Annotated in this window: 21 protein-coding genes; 6 read left to right on the forward strand and 15 right to left on the reverse strand. The window is 70.3% G+C overall.

The genetic code is table 11. From position 1 onward, the window contains the following. Nucleotides 1-125 precede the first annotated feature (125 nt). Together AOM46_RS15760 and AOM46_RS15765 are read right to left on the reverse strand one after the other, a co-directional pair. Entirely contained in the window at nt 126-1,190 is a 1,065-nt protein-coding gene (locus tag AOM46_RS15760; RefSeq protein WP_062211668.1) for a C40 family peptidase, read from the reverse strand. 344 nt (nt 1,191-1,534) lie between these two features. After that, entirely contained in the window at nt 1,535-2,857 is a 1,323-nt protein-coding gene (locus AOM46_RS15765) for an NYN domain-containing protein (protein ID WP_062212676.1), read from the reverse strand. A 277-nt stretch (nt 2,858-3,134) separates the two neighbouring features. Between AOM46_RS15765 and AOM46_RS15770 the strand changes: the two genes are divergently transcribed. Continuing rightward, a complete protein-coding gene (locus AOM46_RS15770) occupies nt 3,135-3,416 on the forward strand; it encodes an Lrp/AsnC family transcriptional regulator (RefSeq protein ID WP_062211671.1) in 282 nt (93 codons plus the stop codon). A gap of 39 nt (nt 3,417-3,455) precedes the next feature. On the opposite strand, the gene trpD is transcribed toward AOM46_RS15770, so the two are convergent. From trpD to AOM46_RS15795, 5 genes are all read right to left on the reverse strand, one after another. After that, nucleotides 3,456-4,538 carry an anthranilate phosphoribosyltransferase gene (gene trpD / locus AOM46_RS15775; protein WP_062211674.1) on the reverse strand — a complete coding sequence of 361 codons (1,083 nt, stop codon included), beginning with the start codon at nt 4,536-4,538 and terminating at the stop codon, nt 3,456-3,458. A 206-nt stretch (nt 4,539-4,744) separates the two neighbouring features. Further along, on the reverse strand, nt 4,745-6,391 hold the full coding sequence (locus AOM46_RS15780; protein ID WP_062211677.1) for a cytochrome bc complex cytochrome b subunit: 1,647 nt from the start codon (nt 6,389-6,391) through the stop codon (nt 4,745-4,747). Then, nucleotides 6,388-7,419, reverse strand: a complete 1,032-nt coding sequence (locus AOM46_RS15785; protein ID WP_062211680.1) for a ubiquinol-cytochrome c reductase iron-sulfur subunit — start codon at nt 7,417-7,419, stop codon at nt 6,388-6,390. The genes AOM46_RS15780 and AOM46_RS15785 overlap by 4 nt, the downstream gene beginning before the upstream one ends. Before the next feature lie 74 nt (nt 7,420-7,493). Continuing rightward, nucleotides 7,494-8,303: a c-type cytochrome gene (locus tag AOM46_RS15790; RefSeq protein ID WP_062211683.1), complete on the reverse strand. Its 810-nt coding sequence runs from the start codon at nt 8,301-8,303 to the stop codon at nt 7,494-7,496. A gap of 65 nt (nt 8,304-8,368) precedes the next feature. Beyond that, nucleotides 8,369-8,989 carry a heme-copper oxidase subunit III gene (locus AOM46_RS15795; RefSeq protein ID WP_062211686.1) on the reverse strand — a complete coding sequence of 207 codons (621 nt, stop codon included), beginning with the start codon at nt 8,987-8,989 and terminating at the stop codon, nt 8,369-8,371. Between the two features lie 133 nt (nt 8,990-9,122). Between AOM46_RS15795 and AOM46_RS15800 the strand changes: the two genes are divergently transcribed. Beyond that, nucleotides 9,123-9,524 carry a response regulator transcription factor gene (locus AOM46_RS15800; RefSeq protein ID WP_062211689.1) on the forward strand — a complete coding sequence of 134 codons (402 nt, stop codon included), beginning with the start codon at nt 9,123-9,125 and terminating at the stop codon, nt 9,522-9,524. Between the two features lie 38 nt (nt 9,525-9,562). On the opposite strand, the gene AOM46_RS15805 is transcribed toward AOM46_RS15800, so the two are convergent. The 4 genes from AOM46_RS15805 to coxB form a co-directional block, all read right to left on the reverse strand. Next, complete coding sequence (locus tag AOM46_RS15805; protein WP_062211692.1) at nt 9,563-10,834, reverse strand: Ig-like domain-containing protein; 1,272 nt, start codon at nt 10,832-10,834, stop codon at nt 9,563-9,565. Between the two features lie 109 nt (nt 10,835-10,943). After that, on the reverse strand, nt 10,944-11,342 hold the full coding sequence (locus AOM46_RS15810; RefSeq protein ID WP_062211696.1) for a cytochrome c oxidase subunit 4: 399 nt from the start codon (nt 11,340-11,342) through the stop codon (nt 10,944-10,946). After that, nucleotides 11,339-13,042, reverse strand: a complete 1,704-nt coding sequence (gene ctaD / locus AOM46_RS15815) for a cytochrome c oxidase subunit I (RefSeq protein ID WP_107080094.1) — start codon at nt 13,040-13,042, stop codon at nt 11,339-11,341. Before ctaD ends, AOM46_RS15810 begins: the two co-directional genes overlap by 4 nt. Before the next feature lie 26 nt (nt 13,043-13,068). After that, entirely contained in the window at nt 13,069-14,034 is a 966-nt protein-coding gene (coxB, locus tag AOM46_RS15820) for a cytochrome c oxidase subunit II (protein ID WP_062211702.1), read from the reverse strand. 186 nt (nt 14,035-14,220) lie between these two features. Between coxB and AOM46_RS15825 the strand changes: the two genes are divergently transcribed. After that, the gene (locus AOM46_RS15825) at nt 14,221-15,621 is read left to right on the forward strand and encodes a cysteine desulfurase/sulfurtransferase TusA family protein (protein ID WP_062212678.1); all 1,401 of its coding nucleotides are present in this window, start codon (nt 14,221-14,223) and stop codon (nt 15,619-15,621) included. 569 nt (nt 15,622-16,190) lie between these two features. Here the strand turns inward: AOM46_RS15825 and AOM46_RS15830 are convergent. Then, nucleotides 16,191-17,168 (reverse strand): carbohydrate kinase family protein, encoded by a 978-nt coding sequence (locus tag AOM46_RS15830; protein ID WP_062211705.1) that lies wholly within the window; start codon nt 17,166-17,168, stop codon nt 16,191-16,193. A 120-nt stretch (nt 17,169-17,288) separates the two neighbouring features. On the opposite strand from AOM46_RS15830, the gene AOM46_RS15835 reads away from it, so the two are divergent. Next, complete coding sequence (locus tag AOM46_RS15835; RefSeq protein ID WP_062211708.1) at nt 17,289-18,938, forward strand: hypothetical protein; 1,650 nt, start codon at nt 17,289-17,291, stop codon at nt 18,936-18,938. Between the two features lie 92 nt (nt 18,939-19,030). Here the strand turns inward: AOM46_RS15835 and AOM46_RS15840 are convergent, their stop codons facing one another. Next, complete coding sequence (locus tag AOM46_RS15840) at nt 19,031-19,384, reverse strand: iron-sulfur cluster assembly accessory protein (RefSeq protein ID WP_062211712.1); 354 nt, start codon at nt 19,382-19,384, stop codon at nt 19,031-19,033. A gap of 326 nt (nt 19,385-19,710) precedes the next feature. Between AOM46_RS15840 and nadA the strand changes: the two genes are divergently transcribed. Next, nucleotides 19,711-20,898, forward strand: a complete 1,188-nt coding sequence (nadA, locus tag AOM46_RS15845; protein ID WP_062211715.1) for a quinolinate synthase NadA — start codon at nt 19,711-19,713, stop codon at nt 20,896-20,898. Nucleotides 20,899-20,977: 79 nt separating this feature from the next. On the opposite strand, the gene AOM46_RS15850 is transcribed toward nadA, so the two are convergent. After that, on the reverse strand, nt 20,978-21,256 hold the full coding sequence (locus tag AOM46_RS15850) for a hypothetical protein (protein WP_062211718.1): 279 nt from the start codon (nt 21,254-21,256) through the stop codon (nt 20,978-20,980). Between the two features lie 70 nt (nt 21,257-21,326). Beyond that, the gene (locus AOM46_RS15855; RefSeq protein WP_078856861.1) at nt 21,327-22,118 is read right to left on the reverse strand and encodes a PspA/IM30 family protein; all 792 of its coding nucleotides are present in this window, start codon (nt 22,116-22,118) and stop codon (nt 21,327-21,329) included. Between the two features lie 255 nt (nt 22,119-22,373). Here AOM46_RS15855 and AOM46_RS15860 point away from each other — a divergent pair, with 255 nt between their 5' ends. Further along, a complete protein-coding gene (locus AOM46_RS15860; RefSeq protein WP_062212681.1) occupies nt 22,374-22,970 on the forward strand; it encodes a DUF3043 domain-containing protein in 597 nt (198 codons plus the stop codon). The last annotated feature ends 17 nt before the right edge of the window (nt 22,971-22,987 follow it).

Consider the following 22,987-nt stretch of genomic DNA (forward strand, 5'->3'; position numbering starts at 1 on the left):
GCCGGTGCGCAATCGCAGGTCACACCGGGGCGGCCGGTGTGGACCCGCCCCGGAGAATCACCTGCTTGGTGGAGTTGACGCGGTACCCGCCCAGTGGACGTCGGGCCGCGTGGAGTTCGGCGCGGTCAGCCGACCCTGGTGCCGAACTGGAAGGGCATGATGCTCATGCTGGCGTACTCGACGACGCCGCCCGGCCTCGGCGCGTGCAGCATCTGGCCGTTGCCGGCGTAGATCCCCACATGGGTCAGCTCGGGGTAGAAGAACACCAGGTCGCCGGGGGCGAGTTCGCTCATCCCCACCCGGGTGCCGGCGTTCGCCTGGGCCTGCGAGACGCGCGGCAGCGAGACGCCGGCCTGCGCGTAGGCCCAGGAGGTCAGGCCCGAGCAGTCGAAGGAGTTGGGCCCGGTGGCGGCCCAGACGTAGGGCGCGCCCAGCTTGGTGGCGGCCGCGTTGAGGGCGGCCTGGCCGCGCGAGGACGCGGAGACGTCGGACGATCCCGCGGACGGGTCCGTGGCGCGTTCGGCGGAGCGGCTGGCGCGCGCGGCCTCCTCGGCCTCGGCCGCCTCGGCGGCGGCGATCTGCTGCCGCTCCTCCTCGGTGAGCTGGTTGAGCAGGGCCTGGGCGTCGCCCAACTTGCCCTGGATGGTCTCCTTCTGGTCGCCGAGCGTGGAGCGGACCTCCTCCAGCTCGGCCAGTCGCTCACCGGCCTCCGCGCGCTGCTGGTCGAGGGTGCGCTGCTGCTCCTGGATCAGCCGCAGGGACTCGGCCTGCTTGGCGGAGAGCTGGTCGAGCGCGGACGCCTGGTCCAGGAAGGCATCGGGGTCGGAAGAAAGGAAAAGCTGCACGGACGGGTCGAGGCCGCCGTTGCGGTACTGCGCCGCAGCCATCGAACCCATGCCGTTGCGCAGCTCGTTGAGCCGTTCCTGGCCCCGCGCGGCGGAGTCCTGCAGCTCCTCGATCTCGGCCTGGAGCTCGGTCTCGCGCTCCTTGGCCCCGTTGTACTCCTCGGTGATCTCCTCCGCCTCGTGGTGGAGTTCGTCGACCTCCTCGCGGACGTCGTCGATGCTCTGACCGGGGTCGGCAGAGGCGGAGGTAGCGGTGACGCCGACGGTGGCGGCGGCGGAGGCAGCAGCGCCGAGAATCGTCAGACGTGCGCGGCTTGGCTGCTTGGGACGACGGTGGGACGCCACTGGGGCGATCTCCTTCTTCCTCAGCCGCCCGCCGGGGGACGCGTGGAACTCCGGCTCCGCGAGACTGCACGGACTAGGCGGTACCCTCACGGCCACCCGGGCTGGGTGATCTACCGCGCGAAGGTTCGAGGTGACCCTAGCGAGATGCCTTTATCCGGTTCAAATCCTGTCGGCCATATTTTACTTACCTCACACTGCCCGTTGTCCGCCGCCCACCGTCCGTAGAAGACAAGCGGGCAGCAAACCCCGCCAATCGGATGAACCAGCGCAAGGGGGCAGTTGACCCGCTATTCGGCCCTATCGCCCAACGGTGTCCGGCGACGGCGTCCGGCCGATGACGTCGGTCACGTCCGGGAGAGCCGGTTGAGGAGCAGGGTGGAGCGGACCGGCCAGGCACCGGACTTGGCCACCCCGTCGGCGACCTCGCGATCCGTCGAGACCACGACGACCGGACGGCCGGGCGGTTCGGCGCGCACCAGTTGACGGATCAGCTCGTCGGCCGTCTCCCCCGGCCGGCTGAAGAGCACCCGCACCCCGCGCGGCGGCGTCAGCAGCACCGGCGCGGCGAGTTCGGCGCCGTCGAAGACGCAGGTCATCTCGGCCCCGGTCTGGGCGGCCAACACGGCGAGCCCGCCCATCAGTCGCACCCGCTGCTTCTCCAGGGGCATCGTCGGATAACCGGTTTTGGTGACGTTATAGCCGTCCACCACCAGATGGGCCTGGGGCAGCGCCAACAGCTGGTCCAGCAGCGCCGGATCGTCCCCCGACAGCGCGCGGCGCGCGATGTCCTGCGGCCCCGGCTCGCCAGGGCGCACCGCGTCCACCGTCTGCGCCGGGCGCAGCCGGGCCGGCGGCAGGGCAAGCTCCCTGCGCAGCCCCTGGGCCGCGTCCAACACCGTGTCCAACAGCAGCCGCAGCCGGGTCTCCTCGATGCCCCGGCCCTCGCGCACCGACTTCCGGTTGGCCTCCAGGGCCGATTCGGCCTCCGCCAACCTGGCGCGCAGCCGGCGCGCCTCGGCGTCGGCCACCGCCTTGGCGGAGGCGGCGGCGGCCCGTACCTCGTCCAACTCGGCGCGGGCCTTGCGGGTCGCGGCCTCGCCCCGGCGCACATCGGCCAGCGCGCTGCGCAACTTCCGGTGCACCGCGTCCGTTTCCCTGCGGGCGCTCTCCAACTCGTGCCGCGACCGCTCCTGTTCGCCCTTGGTGCTCTCCCGGAGCCGCGCCAACTCCTCGCGCAGCTCGCTCAGTTCACGCTCGCGCTCCTGGCCCGCGCGCTCCTCCTGGGCGCGCTGCGCCTCCTCGCCCGCGGCGGCGACCAGCTTGGTCCAACCCGTCGGGCGCAGCAGGAAGGCCGCCGCGGCCACCTCGACCGGATCGGCCGCCGGCAGCGGGGCGCCCCGTTCCACGGCGTCCGCCAACTCCGGCTGGACGGCCCGCTGCACCGCGCCCACCCGATGCCGGAAGAAGGTGTCGCTCTCCAGCGCGGCCGCCATCGCCGAGCCGCCGAACTTCACCCGACGGGAGGGAGTGAAACGGGCGTACTGCCGCAGGGGCGGAGGGAGATCCGCCAGGGTGAGGCCGTCGAACGCCTCGCCGGCGAGCGCGATGACCCGGCCCCTGACCCGTTCGGGCAGCGGGCGGTCCAGGGTCTCGGCCGGCTCCGACACTTCGGGCTCGGCCTGTTCCCTGGCCTCCTCACCATCCGAGGGTTCCACCACCGCTGCACACCATCCATCGAGTCGAGCGCCGACCTGTCGGCCGGGCACCCCCCGTCACTGCGTATGTCCATCGCCCCGCAGGTTCACCCTACGGCTTGGTACGCCCCACGTCTGCGGGCCCCGGCCGCTCGGCGCCCCCATGTCGCACTCGGGCTAGGGTGTGCCCTGGTACGAGACCGGCCGACAACACCACCTGACGAGACCGCGCAACAAGAAGGGGCAAGCCGTGATCACTTCGATCGTGCTCATCAAGACCGCCGTGGACCGGGTCCCTGAGGTCGCGGAGCAGATCGCGGCGCTCGAAGGGGTCAGCGAGGTGTACTCGGTGACCGGCCCGCACGACCTGATCGCGCTGGTGCGGGTGCGGCAGCACGAGGAGCTGGCCGAGGTGATCCCCGCGCGGATCAGCAAGATCCCCGGTGTGACGTCCACCGAGACCCATATCGCCTTCCGCACCTACTCCCAGCACGATCTGGAGGCCGCGTTCTCCATCGGCCTGGACTCCTAGGCCCGTCACACCAGGACGGCGAACGGGCCGCCGCGGTCCTCAGCCGGTCGGGCCGCCGTGGTGCCGGGTCGTGGCGACCCAGCGCTCCAGCGCCGCCGCGGCCGCGCCCGAGTCGATCGACTCGGCGGCGCGGGCCATTCCCTCGGCGATGCGCCGCTCCAGCGGCGCGTCCGCCGCCTCCAACGCCGCGAGCCCGGCGGCCGAGTTGAGCAGCACCGCGTCCCGCACCGGACCGCGCTCACCGGCCAGCACCTTCCGCGCCACCTCGGCGTTGTAGCCCGGGTCCGCGCCGCGCAGCGCCTCGACGGGCGCCAGCGCGACGCCCACCGAACGCGGGTCGAAGGACTCCTCGGTGATCTTCCCGTCGCGCACCACCCAGACCGTGGACGTGGCGGTGACGGTCAGCTCGTCCAGGCCGTCGTCGCCCCGGAAGACCAGCGCCGAACTCCCCCGCTCGGCCAGCACCCCGGCGAGGATCGGCGCCATCCTGGCGTCCGCCACGCCGGTGGCCTGCGCGGTGACCCTGGCCGGATTGGTCAGCGGGCCGAGGAAGTTGAAGACGGTGGCCACGCCCAGCGCCTTGCGCGCCGCGCCCGCGTGCCGCAGCGCCGGGTGGAACCGCACCGCGGGACAGAAGGTGATACCCGCCTCGACGGCCACCTCGGCGACCCGCTCGGGCGACAGGTCCAGATTGACGCCGAGCCGTTCCAGCACATCGGTCGAGCCGCTGGCGCTGGACGCCGCCCGGTTGCCGTGCTTCACCACCCGGGTGCCCGTGCCGGCCACCACGATCGCCGACATGGTCGAGACGTTCACCGTGCGGGCCCGGTCGCCGCCGGTGCCCACGATGTCGACGGAGGGGCCCGGCACCTCGATCAGGTTGGCGTGCGCGTACATCGCCTCAACCAGGCCGGTCATCTCCGCGACCGTCTCGCCCTTGGCGCGCAACGCCACCGCGAAGCCGGCGATCTGGGCCTCGCCCGCGTCACCGCTCATGATCCGGTCCATCGCCCAGGCGGTGTCCTCGCTGGACAGGTCCCGGCCGGCGAGCAGCGTGTTCAGCACGTCCGGCCAGGTGCGCGCCGCCCCGGTGTCGCCTCCGGCGGGGGTCACAACGCTCATGGGAATCACTCCTGGCGAGATAGCTGAACGAGACGGTGGGGAAACAGGCGCCCGCGCCCGCCCGGCGGCGGGGGCGGCGGCCCTGGCACCGAAGCCTAGCGGCGCGCCCCAATCACGCGGCCACCTGTTCGGTCCTCGGACGTCCCAAACGGCCGTGGCCCCACCCGCGAAACGGGTGGGGCCACGGCCGGGTGCGCGGGCGACGGTCAGTGGTGGTCGTCGCCGTGTCCCTCGGTGAGCGCCTTGTACTCCTCGGCGCTCGGCTTGTAGATCTGCGCCTGCTCGCCGTAGAACGCCTTGTTGAGCCTGACCCGCACCCGCTCCACGGGGTTGATCGGACGACGCACCCCGTTCTCGTCGGTCGCGGCGCCCAACTCGGCCGGCTGGTACTGCTCGTGCGCGACCAACGTGTACAGCCGGTCCTGCGGCAGCGGCTCGTGCACCTCGATGAACTCGCCGTGCGGCAGCCGCTTGATGATGCCGGACTCCCGCCCGTGCAGCACCTTCTCCAGGTCCCTGCGCTGCAGTCCGAGGCAGACGCGACGGGTGGCGAAGAAGACCAGCACCGGGAGGACGAAGATGCCGATCCGGCAGAACCAGGTGATGGCGTTGATCGACAGGTGGAAGTTGACCGCCCACAGGTCGTTGCCGCCGGCCACCATCGCGATGAAGAAGGCCGTCAGCCAGGCCATGCCGAGCCCGGTCCTGGTCGGGTTGTTCCGGGGCCGCTGCGCGATGTGGTGTTCGCGCTGGTCCTTGGTGACCCACGCCTCGAAGAACGGGTAGAGCCCGATCACCGCCAGCATGCCGGGGAACACCATCAGCGGCACCAACAGGCCGAAGTTCAGGGTGTATCCGCCGGGGATCACCCACTCCCAGCCCGGCATCATCCGGACCAGGCCCTCGGAGAAGCCCAGATACCAGTCCGGTTGCGCGTTGGTGGAGATCTGGTCCGGCCGATAGGGGCCGAGCACCCACACCGGGTTGATGGTGACCGTCGCCGCGATCATGGCGATCACGCCGAAGATCATGAACATGAAGCCGCCGGCCTTGGCCATGTAGACCGGCAGGAACGGCATGCCCACCACGTTGTCGTTGTGCCGCCCGGGGCCGGCGTAGTGCGTGTGCTTGTGGTACACGATCAGGATCAGGTGTCCCACCACCAGCGCCACCATCAGGCCCGGTAGCAACAGCACATGCGCGACAAAGAATCTCGGGATGATGTCATGCCCGGGGAACTCGCCGCCGAACAGGAACATCTGGATATAGGTGCCGACCACCGGCACCGCCAGGATCGCGCCCTCCATGAACCTGATGCCGATGCCGGAGAGCAGGTCGTCGGGGAGCGAGTAGCCGGTGAGTCCGGTGAAGATCGCCAGGACCAGCAGCAGGAAGCCGAAGACCCAGTTGACCTCGCGCGGCTTGCGGAAGGCGCCGGTGAAGAACACCCGCAGCATGTGCGTGAAGATGCCGACCACGAAGAGCAGCGCGCCCCAGTGGTGGATCTGACGCACCAGCAGGCCGCCACGCACGTCGAAGCTGATGTCCAGCGTCGACGCGTAGGCCTCCGACATCATCACGCCCTGCATGGGCGCGAACGAGCCGGTGTACTCCACCTCGCCCATGCTCGGCACGAAGAACAGCGTCAGATAGACGCCGGACAGCAGGACGATCACAAAGCTGAAGAGCGCGATCTCACCCAGCAGGAACGACCAGTGGTCGGGGAAGACCTTGCGCATGTTGGCCTTGGCCAGGCCGTAGAGGCCCAGCCGGCCGTCCGCCCAGTCGGCGAGCTTCTCGCCCGCCGGGGCTTTCCCCCTGGTGCTCTTCCGGGGTTCCGTTGCCGTACTCATCCGCGCTCCCAGAAGCTCGGGCCGGGGGGCTCCTCGAAGTCGCCGAGCGCCTGGAGGAAGCCGTCGTCGTTCACCGTGATCCGCAGCTGCGGCAGGGGGTGTCCCGCCGGGCCGAAGAGCACCCGCGCACCGTCCGAGAGGTCGAAGGTGGACTGGTGACAGGGGCAGAGCGCGTGGTGCGTCTGCTGCTCGTAGAGCGTCGCGGGGCAGCCGATGTGGGTGCAGATCTTGGAGAAGCAGAGGATGCCCTCGTGCCCCCACTCCGCGGACCGCTCGTCCTTGATGTCCTCGGGTTCGAGCCGGACCAGCATCACCGACGCCTTGGCGATCTGGGCGTGGAAGTCGTGGTCGTGCCGGTCGAGGTCACTCGGCATCGCCTGGGTGAGCGAGCCCACCGTGATGTCCTCGGGCCGCAGCGGTTCGCCGGTGCTCTCGTTGACGATCAGCGAGCCGTCCCGCCACTTGGTGTGCCGCAGCTTGTCGCCGGGCAGCGGGCCCAGGTCCCGCAGCAGCACCACGCCGGAGAGCGGCACCAGCGCCAGCGCGCCGAACAGCGTGTTCCGCACCAGCTTGCGGCGGCCCAGCTGCGACTCCTCGGCGCCCTTCTTGAAGTCCGCGAGGACCCGCTCCTTGACCTCCGGGGAAGCGGCCACGTCGTGCCGGTCCTCCGAGAGCTCCTCGTCTGACATCAGGGTCCGCGCCCAGTGCACGGCGCCGGCCCCGATACCGAAGAGCGCGAGGCCCAGCGTCATGCCCAGCGCGAGGTTCAGCGCGCCGATGTGCCCCAACGGCCAGATGTAGACGATCCGGTCGATCGGGATCGTCACATAGGAGACGATGAAGCCGATCGTCGCCAGGATGGAGACCGTGAAGAGCAGCGCCACGGTGCGCTCGGAGCGCTTGGCCGCTCGCTCGTCGATGTCCTGCCGCCGGGGTTCGTGCGGGGGCAGGCCCGGGTCGGCGAACGGATCGTCCGGCACGGCCAGTTCGCCGGGCCGCCGCTCACCCGGGAGGTGATCGTCGGACACGTCTTTTCGCGTTTCCGTTTCTTTGCGGTCGTGGGGTTCTTTGGGGTCTCTGGAGGTGTCTTGGTCGCGATCGCTCATGACTTCCTGGCCTTAGCGCTCCTGGCCCCGATCCAGACCGTCAGCGAGACCAGCACGCCGATACCGATGGTCCAGGCGAAAAGCCCCTCGCTCACCGGGCCGAAGCCACCGAGCGTGAGCCCACCGGGGTTGGGGGACTCGGAGGTGTTGACCGCGTCCAGCCAAGCGATGATGTCCCGCTTCGCCTGCTCGGGCAGCACGGTGTCCGGGAAGGAGGGCATGTTCTGCGGGCCGGTCAGCATGGCCTCGTAGATGTAGATCGGATCCACGTCGCCGAGGTCGGGCGCGAACTTACCGTGGGTCAGGGCGCCGCCCTGGCCGGTGAAGTTGTGGCACTGCGAGCAGTTGGTGCGGAAGAGCTCGCCGCCGCGGGCCGCGTCGCCTTCCGCGGGGTCGTAGGCCGACGCCTCGGGGATCGCGGGGCCGGGGCCCAACGAACCGATGTAGGCCGCGAGTTGCTCGATCTCGGCCTGGGTGTAGACCCGCGGCTTCTCGTCGGCCTGCTGCGAGGGCTGTGCCATCGGCATCCGGCCGGTACCGACCTGGAAGTGGACGGCCGCGGGACCCACACCGACCAGGCTGGGGCCGTCACTACCGCCCTCACCGCCCCGGCCGTGGCAACTGGAGCAGCCGACCTGGTAGAGCGTCGCACCTTCCTCGATGGCAAGGGACTGGGCCGAGGTCTCGGCCTGTGCCTCGTCCGCTGGCGCGAACGCGGCATACAGCCCCCCGGTGGCCGCCAGCGCGAGGACGAGGACGACGAGCACCGCCAGTGGATGGCGCCGTCGTGCGGAGAGCTTTTTCACGGATTACCCCGGTGTCAGGATCTTCTGCGTCGGTGCTTGGGACAAACGCCCGGTGCGGCGATGGGCTACTTGATCAGGTAGATCGTGGCGAAGAGGCCGATCCACACGACGTCCACGAAGTGCCAGTAGTAGGACACCACGATGGCCGTGGTGGCCTGCTCGTGCGTGAACCGCCGGGCGGCGTAGGTCCTGCCGAGTACGAACAGGAAGGCGAACAGCCCGCCCAGCACATGGAGGCCGTGGAAGCCCGTCGTCAGGTAGAAGGCCGAGCCGTAGGGGCCCGAGGCCAGCGTCACGCCCTCGTGCGCCACCAGCTCCACGTACTCGGTGACCTGACCGCCGACAAAGATGGCGCCCATCACGAAGGTGACGATGAACCAGCGGCGGAGCCGCTTCACATCGCCCCGCTCCGCGGCGAACACACCGAGTTGGCATGCCACCGAGGAGAGCACCAGGATCGTGGTGTTGGTCAACGAGAACGGCAGGTTGAGCGTGTCCGCGTTCTCCTGCCAGTAATCGCTGCCCATCACCGACCGCAAGGTGAAGTACATCGCGAAGAGGGCCGCGAAGAACATCAGCTCGGAACTCAGCCAGATGACCGTCCCCACACTGGTGACGTTCGGCCGGTTGACCGAGGGGATCGCATGCCCGGTGTCTACTGCTGTTGCTGTCGCCACGCCCGTCATTATGTCGGTCGCTTTTCCGGGGGTTGTCTCGGGGGTGGGGTTCGGTGTGTTGAGGCCCCGTGCCCCTGCCTTAAGTCCCGCCGGACGGAGTAGCATCCGCGCAACGAACAACCACCCAGCGGGCGGAGGAACGATGCAGCGCAGCGCCACGGTGCTGGTCTACAGCGACGACGTCAACACCAGGGAGCAGGTGCGGCTCGCCGCGGGACGGCGCCCGGCGGCGGATCTGCCGGCCGTCGAGTACATCGAGTGCGCCACCCTGCCGGCACTGCTGTCCACCCTGGAGGAGGGTGGCGTCGACGTCTGTGTGCTGGACGGGGAGGCGGCCCCGGCCGGCGGCATGGGGGCCTGCCGGCAGATCAAGGACGAGATCTTCGAGTGCCCCCCGGTGCTCCTGCTGATCGGGCGGGCCCAGGACGCCTGGCTGGCCTCCTGGAGCCGGGCCGAGGCGGCCGTGGCGCACCCGCTCGACCCGGCGGAGCTGACCGCCGCCCTGACGGGTCTGCTGCGCGAGCGGCTGCCCTCGGCGGCCTGAGGGACGCGGCCACCGCCCCGAGGCGGCGCGCCCGGGCGTCACAGGCTCGGACGCGCCCGCCCCGAGGCGGGCTGGGCGTGGTCGTCGCCCTCCCCCTCCAGCGCGCTGCCGGCCAGCCACTCCTCCCAGGAGAGGTTCCAGTCCCCGAAGCCGTTGCCGAAGGGCGCCATGTCCTCGCCCTCGCCGTTGATGTGCTCCACCACGTCGCCCGGCTTGAGCAGGTCGAAGAGCCACTGGGCGTTCTCGGTGCTCATCCCGGTGCAGCCGTGGCTGACGTTGGCCGAGCCGTGCGAGGCCGCCGACCAGGGCGCGCCGTGTACGTACTCGCCGCTCCAGGTCAGCCGGGTGGCCCACTGGACGTCCATGTCGTAGGACTCGGCGCTGCCGGCCGGGATGCCGATGCTGGTGCCGGTCATCCGCACATTGGGCTCCTGCCCCAGCACCACCTTCTTGCCGTTGCGGGTGCGGAAGCCCTCCTTGCCCGTGGTGATGGGCAGGGTGCGGATCTCCTCGCCGTCCTGGTAGACGGTCATGGTGTGGCCGCTGATGTCGGCCACCGCCTCCACCCGTTCCCCGGTGCGGAGTTCGACGGCCTCGGCCTTCCCGCCGCGTAGGCCGTCAGCTATGGCCATCCCCTCCAGCTGGGAGCTGACGGTGATCCGGGTGTCGGCCGGCCAGTAGTCCTTGGGCCGGTAGTGCAGTTCCTTGTCGTCGACCCAGTGCCAGGAGCCGGTCACCTCGGGTTCGGTGGTGACCTGCAACGCCGCCTCCACCAGGGCCCGTTCGCGCTGGCCGGGGACCTCGCCGCTCAGTTCGGCGGTGATGGGCTGGCCGACGCCGTAGGTGCCCTCGTCCGGGCCGAAGGTGACATCGATGCGCTCCGCCTTGGAGCCGGCGGTCCGGAAGGCGTGCTCGCCCCGGCCGGGCTCGCCGTCGCCGTTCTCCGTGCTCACCCGGACGGTGTACTCGGCGCCGGCGGTCAGCAGGTCGCTGCTGCGCCAGGCGCGGCCGTCGGCGGAGAGTTCGCCGGCCAGCGGGCGGCCGGCCGCGTCGACGGCCTCCACATCCGTGATGCGGGCGCCGGCGGCCTTGGCGCTGATCTTCAGCGGGGCGTCGGGGTCGACCTCGGCGGCGCCGCCCGCGCCGCCGAAGGAGAGATGTTCGAGGGCGTCATAGGGCTGGTCGCTCAGCGACTTGGCACTGGCACCGCACGCGGTGATGCCGGCCAGCAGCGGGGCGAGTATCAGTGTGCACCGGACCGCAGTCCGTCCAGTCCGCGCAGTCCGCGCATTCCACGTCGAGAGGCTCATAGCCACAAAATACGAAGATTGCCCCGAAAGGGCCCGGCGGCTGCCTGCAAACGGGTGGGCCCCCGGAACGCGGGCGTTCCGGGGGCCTCCCGCTACGGACGGTTCGGGGTCACTGCGTCTGGTTCTCGCCCCGGTAGTACTCGAAGACCCACAGCCAGAGGCCGACGGCCAGCACCGGAAGGGTGAAGAAGAGGAACCACCAGCCGAACACCGGGCCGAGGAAGGCCAGCGCGGCACCGCCGGCCAGCACCAGCGGCGCCCAGCTGTGCGGGCTGAAGAAGCCCAGCTCGCCGGCGTCGTCGGCGACGTCCGCCTCCTTGTTGTCCTGCGCGCCCGCATCCACCCTGCGGGCGGTGAACAGCAGGTAGAAACCGACCATCGCGGCCAGCGAGAAGGAGAGGAAGAGCGCGGTGGTGCCCACCGGCTCCTTCGACCAGACGCCGTAGACGATGGCGACCGCCAGCAAAAAGACCGCGAGCCAGCTGAAGAGATGTCCCTGGATCCTCACTCGCCGGCCTCCTTTCCGGTGAGCGCCCCGGCCTCGTGGCGGGCCTCGTTCTCCAACTGGTCGAGCGCCGCGACCTCGGGGTGGTGCAGGTCGAACGCCGGCGATTCGGAGCGAATCTTGGGCAGGGTGGTGAAGTTGTGCCGTGGCGGGGGCGAGGAGGTCGCCCACTCCAGGGACCGCCCGTAGCCCCACGGGTCGTCGGCGTTGACGTACTCGCCGTACTTCCAGGTCTTCCAGACGTTGTAGAAGAACGGCAGCATCGACAGGCCGAGCAGGAACGAGCTGACGGTGGAGATGGTGTTCAACGTGGTGAACCCGTCCGCCGCCAGATAGTCGGCGTACCGCCTGGGCATGCCCTCGGCGCCGAGCCAGTGCTGCACCAGGAAGGTGCCGTGGAAGCCGATGAAGAGCGTCCAGAAGGTGATCTTGCCGAGCCGCTCGTCCAGCATCTTGCCGGTCCACTTGGGCCACCAGAAGTGGAATCCGGCGAACATCGCGAACACGACGGTGCCGAAGACCACGTAGTGGAAGTGGGCCACCACGAAGTAACTGTCGGAGACATGGAAGTCCAGCGGCGGCGAGGCCAGGATGACGCCCGTCAGACCACCGAAGAGGAAGGTGATCAGGAAGCCGATCGACCAGAGCATCGGCGTCTCGAAACTCAGCGATCCCTTCCACATGGTGCCGATCCAGTTGAAGAACTTCACCCCGGTCGGCACCGCGATGAGGAACGTCATAAAGGAGAAGAACGGCAGCAACACCGCTCCGGTGACATACATATGGTGCGCCCAGACCGTCACCGACAGACCGGCGATGGTGATGGTCGCCGCCACCAGTCCGATATAGCCGAAGATCGGCTTTCGGCTGAAGACCGGGATGACCTCGGAAACGATGCCGAAGAAGGGCAGCGCGATGATGTACACCTCTGGATGTCCGAAGAACCAGAAGAGGTGTTGCCAGAGAATCGCTCCGCCGTTGGCCGCGTCGAAGATATGCGCGTCGAACAATCGGTCGGCGGCCAGCCCGAACAGCGCGGCGGCCAGGACCGGGAAGGCCAGCAGCACCAGCACACCGGTGAGCAGCACGTTCCAGGTGAAGATCGGCATCCGGAACATCGTCATGCCGGGAGCGCGCATGCAGATGATGGTGGTGATGAAGTTGACCGCGCCCAGGATGGTGCCGAAGCCGGAGAGCGCGAGGCCCATCACCCACAGGTCGGCGCCGACTCCTGGCGAACGGATCGCGTCGGAGAGCGGCGAGTAGGCGAACCAGCCGAAGCTGGCCGCGCCCTGCGGGGTGAGGAAGCCGCCCACCGCGATCAGGCCGCCGAACAGGTAGAGCCAGTAGGCCAGCATGTTCAGCCGTGGGAACGCCACATCGGGCGCGCCGATCTGGAGCGGCATGATCCAGTTGGCGAACCCGGCGAACAGCGGGGTCGCGAAGAGCAGCAGCATCACCGTGCCATGCATGGTGAACAGCTGGTTGAACTGCTCGTTCGACACCACCTGGGTGCCGGGCCTGGCCAGCTCGGCGCGCATGATCAGCGCCATGGCGCCGCCGATGATGAAGAACAGGAACGACGTCAGCAGGTACATCGTGCCGATCGTCTTGTGGTCGGTGGTCGTCAGCCACTTGATGACCACGGTGCCGGCTGTGCGCGGCTTCTTCGGGCGCTGCGGTGGGGTCGCCTCCGCGCTCACCGAAGTGTTGGATTCCTCGACGGAAGTCACGAGCGCCCCTCGTTCGTCTCGGCGTTCACGGCGGCGTCGGTCTGCTCGATGCCCGCCGGGGCGAAGCCGGTCTGGCCCCTGTCCGCCAGGTCCTGGAGGTAGGCGTCGTACTCATCGGGCGACACCACCCTGACGTTGAAGAGCATGCGGGAATGGTCGGTGCCGCACATCTCGGCACACTTGCCCAGGAACGTGCCCTGCCGGTCCGGGGTCACCTCGAAGGTGTTGGTGTGCCCCGGGATCGCGTCCTGCTTCATCAGGAACGGAACCACCCAGAAGGAGTGCACCACGTCGCGGGACGTGATGATGAACTGGACGGTCTCGCCCTCGGGCAGCACGAGAGTGGGGCCGGGGTTGCCGGTGTCCGGGTCACGGTCGGCGGGGGTGCCGATCTCGTAGACGCCGTCCGCGTTCTCCGGCACCCGCTCCATCATGCGGTCGGGGATGGACGCCAACTCCGGTGCGTCATGGGCGTAGTCGTTGGAGACGCCCACGGGCTCCAGATAGTTGAAGGCCCAACTCCACTGGAAACCCACGACGTTGATCACATGGTCGGGTTCGTCGGAGGTCTTGAGCAGTTCCGTCTGGTCCCGCGCGGTGAAGTAGAACAGCACCGAGACGATGATCAGCGGAACCAGCGTGTAAAGGGCCTCGATGGGCAGGTTGTACCGGTTCTGCGGAGGTACCTCGACCTTGGTCCTGGACCGCCGGTGGAAGAAGACACTCCACAGGATCAGGCCCCAGACCAGTACCCCGGTCGCCAGTGCGGCGGCCCAGGACCCCTGCCACAGAGCCAGGATGCGGGGCGCCTCCTCCGTGACCGGGGTGGGCATACCGAGACGGGGAAAGTCCTCGGATGTGCAACCTGTCGCGGTTGCCAGGACCAGGCCCGCGATCAGCGCCTGCGGCAGAATCCGCCGCATCGGGCGCCGCGACGAGCGGTCGGAGCCGTTGGGACTCACGTAGCGCCTTCCCGAGAGTCTCGCCCATGGTCCGGGCTGCCATCGCACGGAGCGGGGCCGGCCCTGGCACGGGCAGGGTTTGGATGTTTATGCGGTCCAAACCCTACTGGACGCCTATGGGCGTCACGCGGGGAGGGTGCCCAACGCGCCGTGGCGGGCCTCTAAGGGGTTGTTAGCGTGTCGAACGTGGCTTATTTCGACGCGGCGTCGGCGCTGCCCCTTCACCCGATCGCCCAACAGGCCCTGGTGGCCGCCGTGGAGGAGGGCTGGGCCGACCCCGCCCGCCCCCATCGGGAAGGCAGGCGCGCGCGCCTGCTGTTGGACGCGGCCAGGGAGACCGCGGCGGACGCGGTCGGCTGCCGACCGGACGAGTTGGTCTTCACCTCTTCGGGGACGGACGCCCTGCACCGGGGTGTCGCCGGTGCCCTGGCCGGCCGGGCCAGGGCCGGGCGACATCTGCTGGTCTCGGCGGTGGAGCACTCGGCGGTGCTGCTCGCCGCCGAGGCGCACGGCGCGGCGGGCGGCACCGTGGCGGAGATCCCGGTGGACCGCCTCGGGCGGGTGGCGCCCGACGCGGTGGGCGCGGCGCTGGGCGCGGCGCCGGGGCCGACCGCGCTGGTCTGCGTCCAGTCCGCCAACCACGAGGTGGGCACGGTCCAGCCGGTGGCCGAGATCGCCGAACGCTGCCGGGCCGCGGGGGTGCCGCTGCTGGTCGACGCGGCGCAGTCGCTCGGCTGGGGCCGGGTGCCGGGCGACTGGTCGCTGCTGGCGGCCAGCGCGCACAAATGGGGCGGTCCCGGCGGCGTCGGCCTGTTGGCCGTGCGCAAGGGCACCAGGTTCGCGCCGCCGGCGCCGGTGGACGAACGGGAGTCCGGGCGGGTGCCGGGCTTCGAGAACATCCCCGGCATCGTCGCGGCGGCGGCCTCGCTGCGCGCCTTCCGCCAGGAGGCCGAGGCGGAGGCGGCCCGGCTGACCGGGCTGGTCGAGCTGATCAGGCATCGGGTCCCCGAGCTGGTCCCCGACGTGCAGGTGGTCGGCGACCCGACCCGCCGACTGCCGCACCTGGTGACCTTCTCCTGTCTCTATGTCGACGGGGAGACACTGCTGCACGCCCTGGACCGGGCGGAGTTCTCCGTCTCCTCCGGCTCCTCCTGCACCTCCAGCACGCTGACCCCCAGCCATGTGCTGCGCGCGATGGGCGTGTTGTCCGAGGGCAACGTCCGCGTGTCGCTGCCGCCGGGCACCCGGCGGGACGAGGTCGAGCGCCTGCTCGACGTGCTGCCCGGGGTGGTCGCCGAGGTCCGCGCCCGACTGGCCCCGCCGACCGGGGGCGCGGTGACGGCTCCCGCCGAGGCGGACGACGGGCCGGCGGAACTGGTGCTGGACTCGATGGGGCGGCTCTGCCCGATCCCGGTGATCGAGCTGGCCAGGGCGATCGACCGGGTCCCGGTCGGCTCCACCATCACGGTCCTCGCCGACGATGTGGCGGCCCGCCTGGACATCCCGGCCTGGTGCGAACTGCGCGGCCACGAGTACCTGGGCGAACTGACCACCGAATTCGCCCACCGCGTCCGCCGCCTCCACTGACCGCGAGCCACTGGCCACTGGGCGGACCACCGGCCGTAGGCCGGCGAGGTGGAGGCGGGCGGCAGGCGTCTTCCCGTACGGGGAGGGGCACCGGGCCCGGGCCCTCAGAGGGCCAGAGGCCGCTCGTTGTCACGGAGCACGGCACGGAGGATGTCGGCCGATGGCCGGTCGACGCCGTCTTCGAACCATCCGACAACCACCGCCGGCGAGTCGACCGCGAACCACCGGCAGAACCCGGCCCCCTCATCACGGACTTCCGACCCCGGACCACCGGCCGGGCCGGTCGGTTGGCCTCCCGGCGGCGGTGGGGCCGCGCGGTTTCTGTGGGCCGGCGCCGAGGTGGCCGAGATGGCGTTCCGGCTCGCGGGCGACGGAGCGGGCCCGAGGCGCCGCCCACCGTGGAGACCGGTGTTCTGCCGCCCGGCAGCAGCACCGCCGCCGGCCGTTCGGGCCGGGCGGCCGAGCCCTCCGCCGTTTTGCCATGGTCCCAAGCCCCCCGCCAGGGGGAAACCGCCGCCGCCCCCCGGCCGCGCTGCGGCCGGGGGGCGGGGCGGGTGGCTCGACCCCGGCTAGGGGACGATGTGGGGGCGGACCTCATCGGCCGCGTCCTGGCCGTAGGCCTTGGTGAAGCGCTCGATAAAGGCGCCCCGGTTGAGGGTGTACTCCTGGGTGCCGACCGTCTCGATGACCAACGCGGCGAGCATGCAGCCGAGTTGGGCGGAGCGTTCCAGGGAGGCGCCCCAGCTGAGGCCGGAGAGGAAGCCGGCGCGGAAGGCGTCGCCGACGCCCGTGGGGTCGGCCTTGGTCTCCTCCTCCGCGCAGCCGACCTCGATCGGCTCCTCGCCGACGCGTTGCACGCGCACGCCGCGCGCGCCGAGGGTGGTGATCCGGGTGCCGACCTTGGCGAGGACCTCCTCGTCGCTCCAGCCGGTCTTGCTCTCGATGAGCGCCTTCTCGTACTCGTTGCTGAAGAGGTAGGCGGCGCCCTCGGTCAGCAGCCTGATCTCCTCGCCCGGCATCCGGGCCAGCTGCTGGGAGAAGTCGGCGGCGAAGGGGATGCCACGGGTGCGGCACTCCTCGGTGTGCCGGAGCATCGCCTCGGGGTCGTCGGCGCCGATATGGGCGAGGTCGATCCCGCCGACCCGGTCGGCGACCGTCTTCAGCTCGATCAGGCGCGCTTCACTCATCGCCCCCGTATAGAAGGAGCCGATCTGGTTGTGATCAGCATCGGTCGTACAGACAAAGCGCGCGGTATGCAGCATCTCGGAGATCCGCACGGACTCGGTGTCCACGCCGTGCCGGTCCAGCCAGGCGCGGTACTCCTCGAAGTCCTGTCCCGCCGCGCCCACCAGAATGGGCTTGGCGCCCAACTGGCCCATGCCGAAAGCGATGTTGGCGCCGACCCCGCCACGCCGCACATCGAGTCCGTCGACCAGGAAGGAGAGCGAGACGGTGTGCAGTTGGTCCCCCATCAGCTGATCGGCGAACCGACCTGGGAACGTCATCAGATGGTCATTGGCGATCGAGCCTGAGACAGCAATACGCACGACGAGGTCACTCCCAGAAAGGGTCAGCGGACGACCGGCCCAGGCTACCGTGCGGGGAACCGACAGTGATCAGTCATCGTCAAACTGCTGTACGCGGGTGATCGAGCCAGGGAGAGAACCGTGACGGACGACGACCTGACGGACGAGGAGAGCCAGGAGGGGACGCGTCGGCGCTGGCCGACCGTGACCGCGATAGCCGCGGCGGTCGTCCTGCTCGCCGGTGGCGTCTACGGCGTGGGGGCCCTGCGCGACGACGACTCCTCGGATGCCGCCGGCCAGGCCGGTGCGCCGTTGTCGCTCGACACCGTGGAGGACCGCGCCGTGGCCGAGGACAGCGCGGCGCACCGCCTCGCCCGGTGGCCGCACGCGCCCCTGGTCGTGGAGGGCGAGCTGCCGGACGGGCCGCCGGACGCGTCGGTGTACCGGTTCGACGAGCCGTCCGTCCCGGCGGAGGCCGTCGCCGAACTCGCCGCCCGGCTGGGCCTGGACGGGGAGGCCGAGCAGATCACCGGCGGCAGCTGGACGGTGGTCGGCGGCCCCGAGGGCGAGCGTCCCGGCGCGCTGCTGGTCGCCGAGGAGGCGCCGGGCCACTGGTTCTACACCGTGCACGACAGCGAGGTCGTCGCGAACGGCGGGGACCCGCTGGCCGATCCGAGCGTCATGCCGAGTCAGGAGCCGAGCGATCCGGACGCCTCGGTCTCCTCGGACGAGATGCCGGCGGCCGACGGCGCTCCGGCCCCCTCCGCCGAGGACGCGCTCGGCGCGGCCGAAGCGCTGGTGGCGGCGCTCGGTCTCGACCTGGGCAGGCTCGACGCGACCGCGACGGCCGGCTCCCAGCGGCTGGTGCGCGCCGAGCCACTGCTGGACGGGCTGCCGGTGATCGGGATGGACATCGAGTTCGCCATCGGGCCCGACGGCACCCTGGAGTCCGCCGCCGGCACCCTCGGTCTGCCGACGGCCGGCGAGGAACGCGCCGTGACGGACGCCCAGCAGGCGCTCGACCGGGTGAACGCCGACCGCGCCGACGGTGACGCGGCGCTGGCCCGGGACATCGCGCAGCCGTGCCTGCTCCCCGAGCCGGGAGAGCTGCCCGAGCCGGGCGCACTGCCCGAGCCGAGCGAGCCGGTGGAGGAGCCGGCGGTCGACCTGATCGAGCCGGCCCTGCCCGATCTGCCCTGTGGGTCGGAGCCCGTCCCCGCCGAACCCGCGGTGGCCACCGTGGAGTTCGGGCTCTCGCTGCAGCACTCCGAGGGCGCGCCGCTGCTGGTGCCGTCCTGGCTCTTCCGGATCGCCGGCGAGGACCCCGAGGCCGGTACCGGCTACACGGTCGCCGAGCCGGCGGTCGAGCACGATGTGCGGCCCAGCACGGGGGCGTCGGACCGGCCGGGCGCCGACGCCGACGAGCCGGTCGGCGACGGCGAGCCGGGCGACGAGGGCCAGTCCGAGCCGGCCTCGCCCGGCGACAACGGCGAGGAGGTCGCCCCCCAGGAGCCGACGGAGCTGCCGACCGCCGGCATGCGGGTGGCGGACCACTCCCCCGACGACCGCACCCTGACGGTGCACTTCTGGGGCGGCGTCTGTGACGAGTACGAGATCGTCGCCGAGGAGACGGAGGAAAAGGTCACGCTCACCGTCTCCGCGTTCAACCCGGATCCGGAGCGGGCCTGCATCATGCTGGCCGAGGAGCACAGCGCCGAGGTGACGCTGGACTCCCCGGTGGGAGAGCGCGCGCTGGTCGACGGCCAGGGCGCGGCGCTCGCCGTCCGCTGAGGGGGCGGTCGACGAACGCCGAACGGGGCGAGGGGCGGCGACCGGGGTGACCCGGGCGCCGCCCCTCGCGTCGTGCGCGGTGACGGGATCCGTCAGCTGAACGAGTCGCCACAGGCGCAGGAGCCGGTGGCGTTGGGGTTGTCGATGGTGAAGCCCTGCTTCTCGATGGTGTCCACGAAGTCGATGGAGGCACCGCCCAGGTAGGGGGCGCTCATCCGGTCGGTCACGACCTTGACCCCGTCGAAGTCCTTCACCACATCGCCGTCGAGCGAGCGCTCGTCGAAGAAGAGCTGGTAGCGCAGACCGGAGCAACCACCCGGCTGAACCGCCACGCGCAGCGCCAGATCGTCGCGCCCCTCCTGCTCCAGCAGGCCCCTGACCTTGGCCACGGCCGTGTCGGAAAGGATGATGCCGTCGTTCACAGCGGTCGTTTCCGTTACGGACATCTGCGTCTCTCCCGGGTAGTACGGAATGCTCTGCTGAGTGCGGGAACGGACGGCCCACCGTGCTTATTCCCGGCTCGCCGTGCTCTTTCTTCCCCGTCTGTCTGTCCCCTTCATGCTCGCACACCCCGCGGCGTCGGAACATGGCTGCCGGCTTCCGGGCCCACGCGGGAGGGACGGCGCGTCCCGGGGGAGTGACGCGATCGGCAGGCCAGCGGCATCGTCAAACTGACGCGAAGGAGTTATGCTCCATAACGTCAATACGACGAAAAGACCCACTGATAAACCGGACGATGACGACCGGAACCGCAACAGAAAGGGTGTCTGTCGTGACCAGCGCCCAGCCCCTTGACGTCAAGCCGACCCCGTTGGCGCTGCTGCTCCTCGGACGGGAGTCCGATCCGGCGAGCGAGCGCGGCGTGGACTGTCCCGGGGACCTGCCCGCCCCCTCCGACCCGGACCTGGTGGAACGGGCCCACGCCGCCAAGGCCAGCCTCGGCGACCGGGTGTTCGTGCTGGGACACCACTACCAGCGGGACGAGGTCATCCAGTTCGCCGACGTCACGGGCGACTCGTTCAAGCTGGCCAGGGACGCCGCCGCCCGCCCCGAGGCGGAGTTCATCGTCTTCTGCGGCGTGCACTTCATGGCCGAGTCCGCCGACATCCTCACCTCGGACGCCCAGCGGGTGATCCTCCCCGATCTGGCCGCCGGCTGCTCCATGGCGGACATGGCCAGCGCCGAGCAGGTCGCCGAGGCCTGGGACGTGCTGACCGAGGCGGGCGTGGCAGATGTCACGGTGCCGGTCAGCTATATGAACTCCTCGGCCGACATCAAGGCCTTCACCGGCCGCAACGGTGGCGTGATCTGCACCTCGTCCAACGCCAAACGCGCCCTGGACTGGGCCTACGAGCAGGCCGGCCAGGACGGCAAGGTGCTCTTCCTCCCCGACCAGCATCTGGGCCGCAACACGGCGGTCAGGGAGCTGGGGTTCTCGCTGGACGACTGCGTGGTCTACAACCCGCACCGCCCCAACGGCGGGCTGACCGCCGACCAGCTGCGCCGGGCCCGGATCATCCTGTGGCGGGGGCACTGCTCGGTGCACGGCCGTTTCACGCTGGACTCCGTCCGCGAGGTCCGCGAGCGGATCCCCGGCGTCAACGTGCTGGTGCACCCGGAGTGCCAGTACGAGGTGGTGGACGCGGCCGACCAGGTGGGCTCGACCGAGCACATCATCGCCACCCTGGACGCGGCGCCGGCCGGCAGCCGCTGGGCGATCGGCACCGAGCTCAACCTGGTGCGCCGGCTGGCCAACCGCTACGCGGACCAGGGCAAGGAAATCGTCTTCCTGGACCGCACCGTCTGCTTCTGCTCCACCATGAACCGGATCGACCTGCCGCATCTGGTCTGGTCCCTGGAGTCCCTGGTGGCCGGCAAGGTGGTCAACCGCATCGAGGTCGACCGGGAGACCGAGCACTACGCGAAGCTGGCGCTGGAGCGGATGCTGGCACTGCCCTGAGCTGCCGCACCGCACCGCACCAGTCGCGGGCATACGAAGACGGCCGGCGCGCCAGGCGCGCCGGCCGTTTTCTGATCAGTCAGTCCGGGATCAGCCCGTCCTCGGTCAGCATGGCCCGCACCTCGTCGATGGTGGCCTCAGGCGCCGGCAGAATCAGCTCGGAGGGCTCCAACGAGTCCTCCGGCAGCGGCGCACCCAACGTCCTGACCGCCTCCAGCAGGGCGGTCAACGTGCGACGAAAGCCAGCCTCGTCGCCCGACTCCACCTCGGCGAGCAGCTCGTCGTCCAGTCCGTTGAGTGTGGGGAAGTGGCTGTCGTCCAGCTTCACCTGCCCCTCCCCCATGATCCGCACGATCACGATGTTCTCCCGGCTCTTTCGGTGATTCCAACCATCCCGCACTCCCCGTGGCCAGCGGTGGCCCCCGAGATCACTGCTTGTCGAACTTCGGGGTCTCCGACTGCTCCTGCTGCTGTGCCGACGTCCCGCCCTCGATGGCCTGCCGGTCCGAGGAGGAACCGCCGGCCAGCTCGGCCTTCATCCGCTCCAGCTCGAACTCGACGTCCGCGTTGCCGGAGATGCGGTCCAGCTCGGCGGAGAGATCGTCCTTGGTGGTGCCCGTCTGGTCGTCCAGCGCGCCGGACGCCAGCAGCTCGTCGATGGCGCCGGAGCGGGCCTGGAGCTGGGCCGTCTTGTCCTCGGCCCGCTGGATGGCCATCCCGACGTCGCCCATCTCCTCCGAGATGCCGGAGAACGCCTCGCCGATCCGCGTCTGCGCCTGGGCCGCCGTGTAGGTGGCCTTGATGGTCTCCTTGCGGGTGCGGAAGGCGTCCACCTTGGCCTGGAGCCGCTGGGCGGCCAGGGTGAGCTTGTTCTCCTCCGTCTGCAGCGTCTCGTGCTGCTGCTGGAGGTCGCTGATCTGCTGCGACAGCCCGGCCCGCCGGGTGAGCGCCTCGCGGGCCAGATCCTCCCGGCCGAGCGCCAGCGCCTTCTTGCCCTGCTCCTCAAGCCGGCCGGACTGGGTGTTCAGCTGGTTGAGCTGAAGTTCGAGCCGCTTGCGGGAGGTGGCCACGTCAGCGACCCCTCGGCGCACTTTCTGCAACAGCTCCAACTGCTTCTGGTACGAGTAGTCGAGCGTCTCGCGCGGGTCCTCGGCCCGGTCCAGGGCCTTGTTAGCTTTCGCGCGGAAGATCATCCCCATCCGCTTCATGACACCGCTCATGGGCTTCGCGCGCCCCCTTCATGCCGGGCTCGAACCAATGGCCATTTCCTGCTGATCCCCTACTACCCTACGGGGCCCGTATCCATTAGCGCACCGCTCCGCCGGGAATGGCTCCTCCCCAAGGACGATCACCGTCGGCCGCTCTCCCGCCACGGGACTAGGCGGGACGCCGTGCGGCGCCCCACCGGGGACGTTGCAGGATCGTTCCCCGGGAGCCGGGACGCGATGCGCGGAGTAGACCGTAGGCTGGTGAACGTGTTCCGAAGTCGTGCCAAAGAAGACGCCAAGACGGAGTCGCAGAGCGAGCCGGAGGCTCAGCCGACCCGTGACCCACAGGCGCCCAAGGGTCGTCCCACGCCCAAGCGCAGCGAGGCCGAGGCCCTGCGCAAGGCCGTAGCCAAGCCGGCGACCAGCCGCAAGGAGGCCGCCCAGCGCACCAAGAAGCTGCGTCGCGAGGCGCTGGACAAGCAGCGCCAGGCGCTGCTGACCGGCGACGAGCGGCATCTGCCGGTGCGCGACCGTGGCCCGGTCCGGCGCTATGCGCGGGACTATGTGGACGGCAAGTGGCACATCGCCGAGTACTTCCTGCCCATCGCCGTGCTGATCCTGGTGATGAGCATGGTTCCCTCCATCGCGGCCAAGAACATCGCGCTGCTGCTGTGGATGGGTGTGATCCTGGGCATCGTCTTCGACTCGATCGTGCTCACCAGGAAGCTGAAGAAGCAGCTGACGGAGCGCTTCCCGAACGAGAGCCTGCGCGGCGCCAAGGCGTACGCCCTGATGCGCACGCTCCAGATGCGGCGGATGCGGCTGCCCAGGGCCCAGGTCAAGCGCGGCGAACCGCCCCGCTGACGCGCGGCCGCAGCCGG

Origin of the sequence: Streptomyces sp. NBRC 109706 (genome assembly GCF_000974485.1) — a bacterium.
Lineage (GTDB): Bacteria > Actinomycetota > Actinomycetes > Streptomycetales > Streptomycetaceae > Streptomyces.

Coding starts and splice junctions, on each gene's coding strand:
- AOM46_RS15800 (WP_062211689.1), top strand. CDS start 9,123: ATGCAGCGCAGCGCCACGGTGCTGGTCTACAGCGACGACGTCAACACC.
- AOM46_RS15840 (WP_062211712.1), bottom strand. CDS start 19,384: ATGTCCGTAACGGAAACGACCGCTGTGAACGACGGCATCATCCTTTCC.
- trpD (WP_062211674.1), bottom strand. CDS start 4,538: ATGAGCGTTGTGACCCCCGCCGGAGGCGACACCGGGGCGGCGCGCACC.
- AOM46_RS15780 (WP_062211677.1), bottom strand. CDS start 6,391: ATGAGTACGGCAACGGAACCCCGGAAGAGCACCAGGGGGAAAGCCCCG.
- AOM46_RS15805 (WP_062211692.1), bottom strand. CDS start 10,834: ATGAGCCTCTCGACGTGGAATGCGCGGACTGCGCGGACTGGACGGACT.
- AOM46_RS15795 (WP_062211686.1), bottom strand. CDS start 8,989: ATGACGGGCGTGGCGACAGCAACAGCAGTAGACACCGGGCATGCGATC.
- AOM46_RS15855 (WP_078856861.1), bottom strand. CDS start 22,118: ATGAGCGGTGTCATGAAGCGGATGGGGATGATCTTCCGCGCGAAAGCT.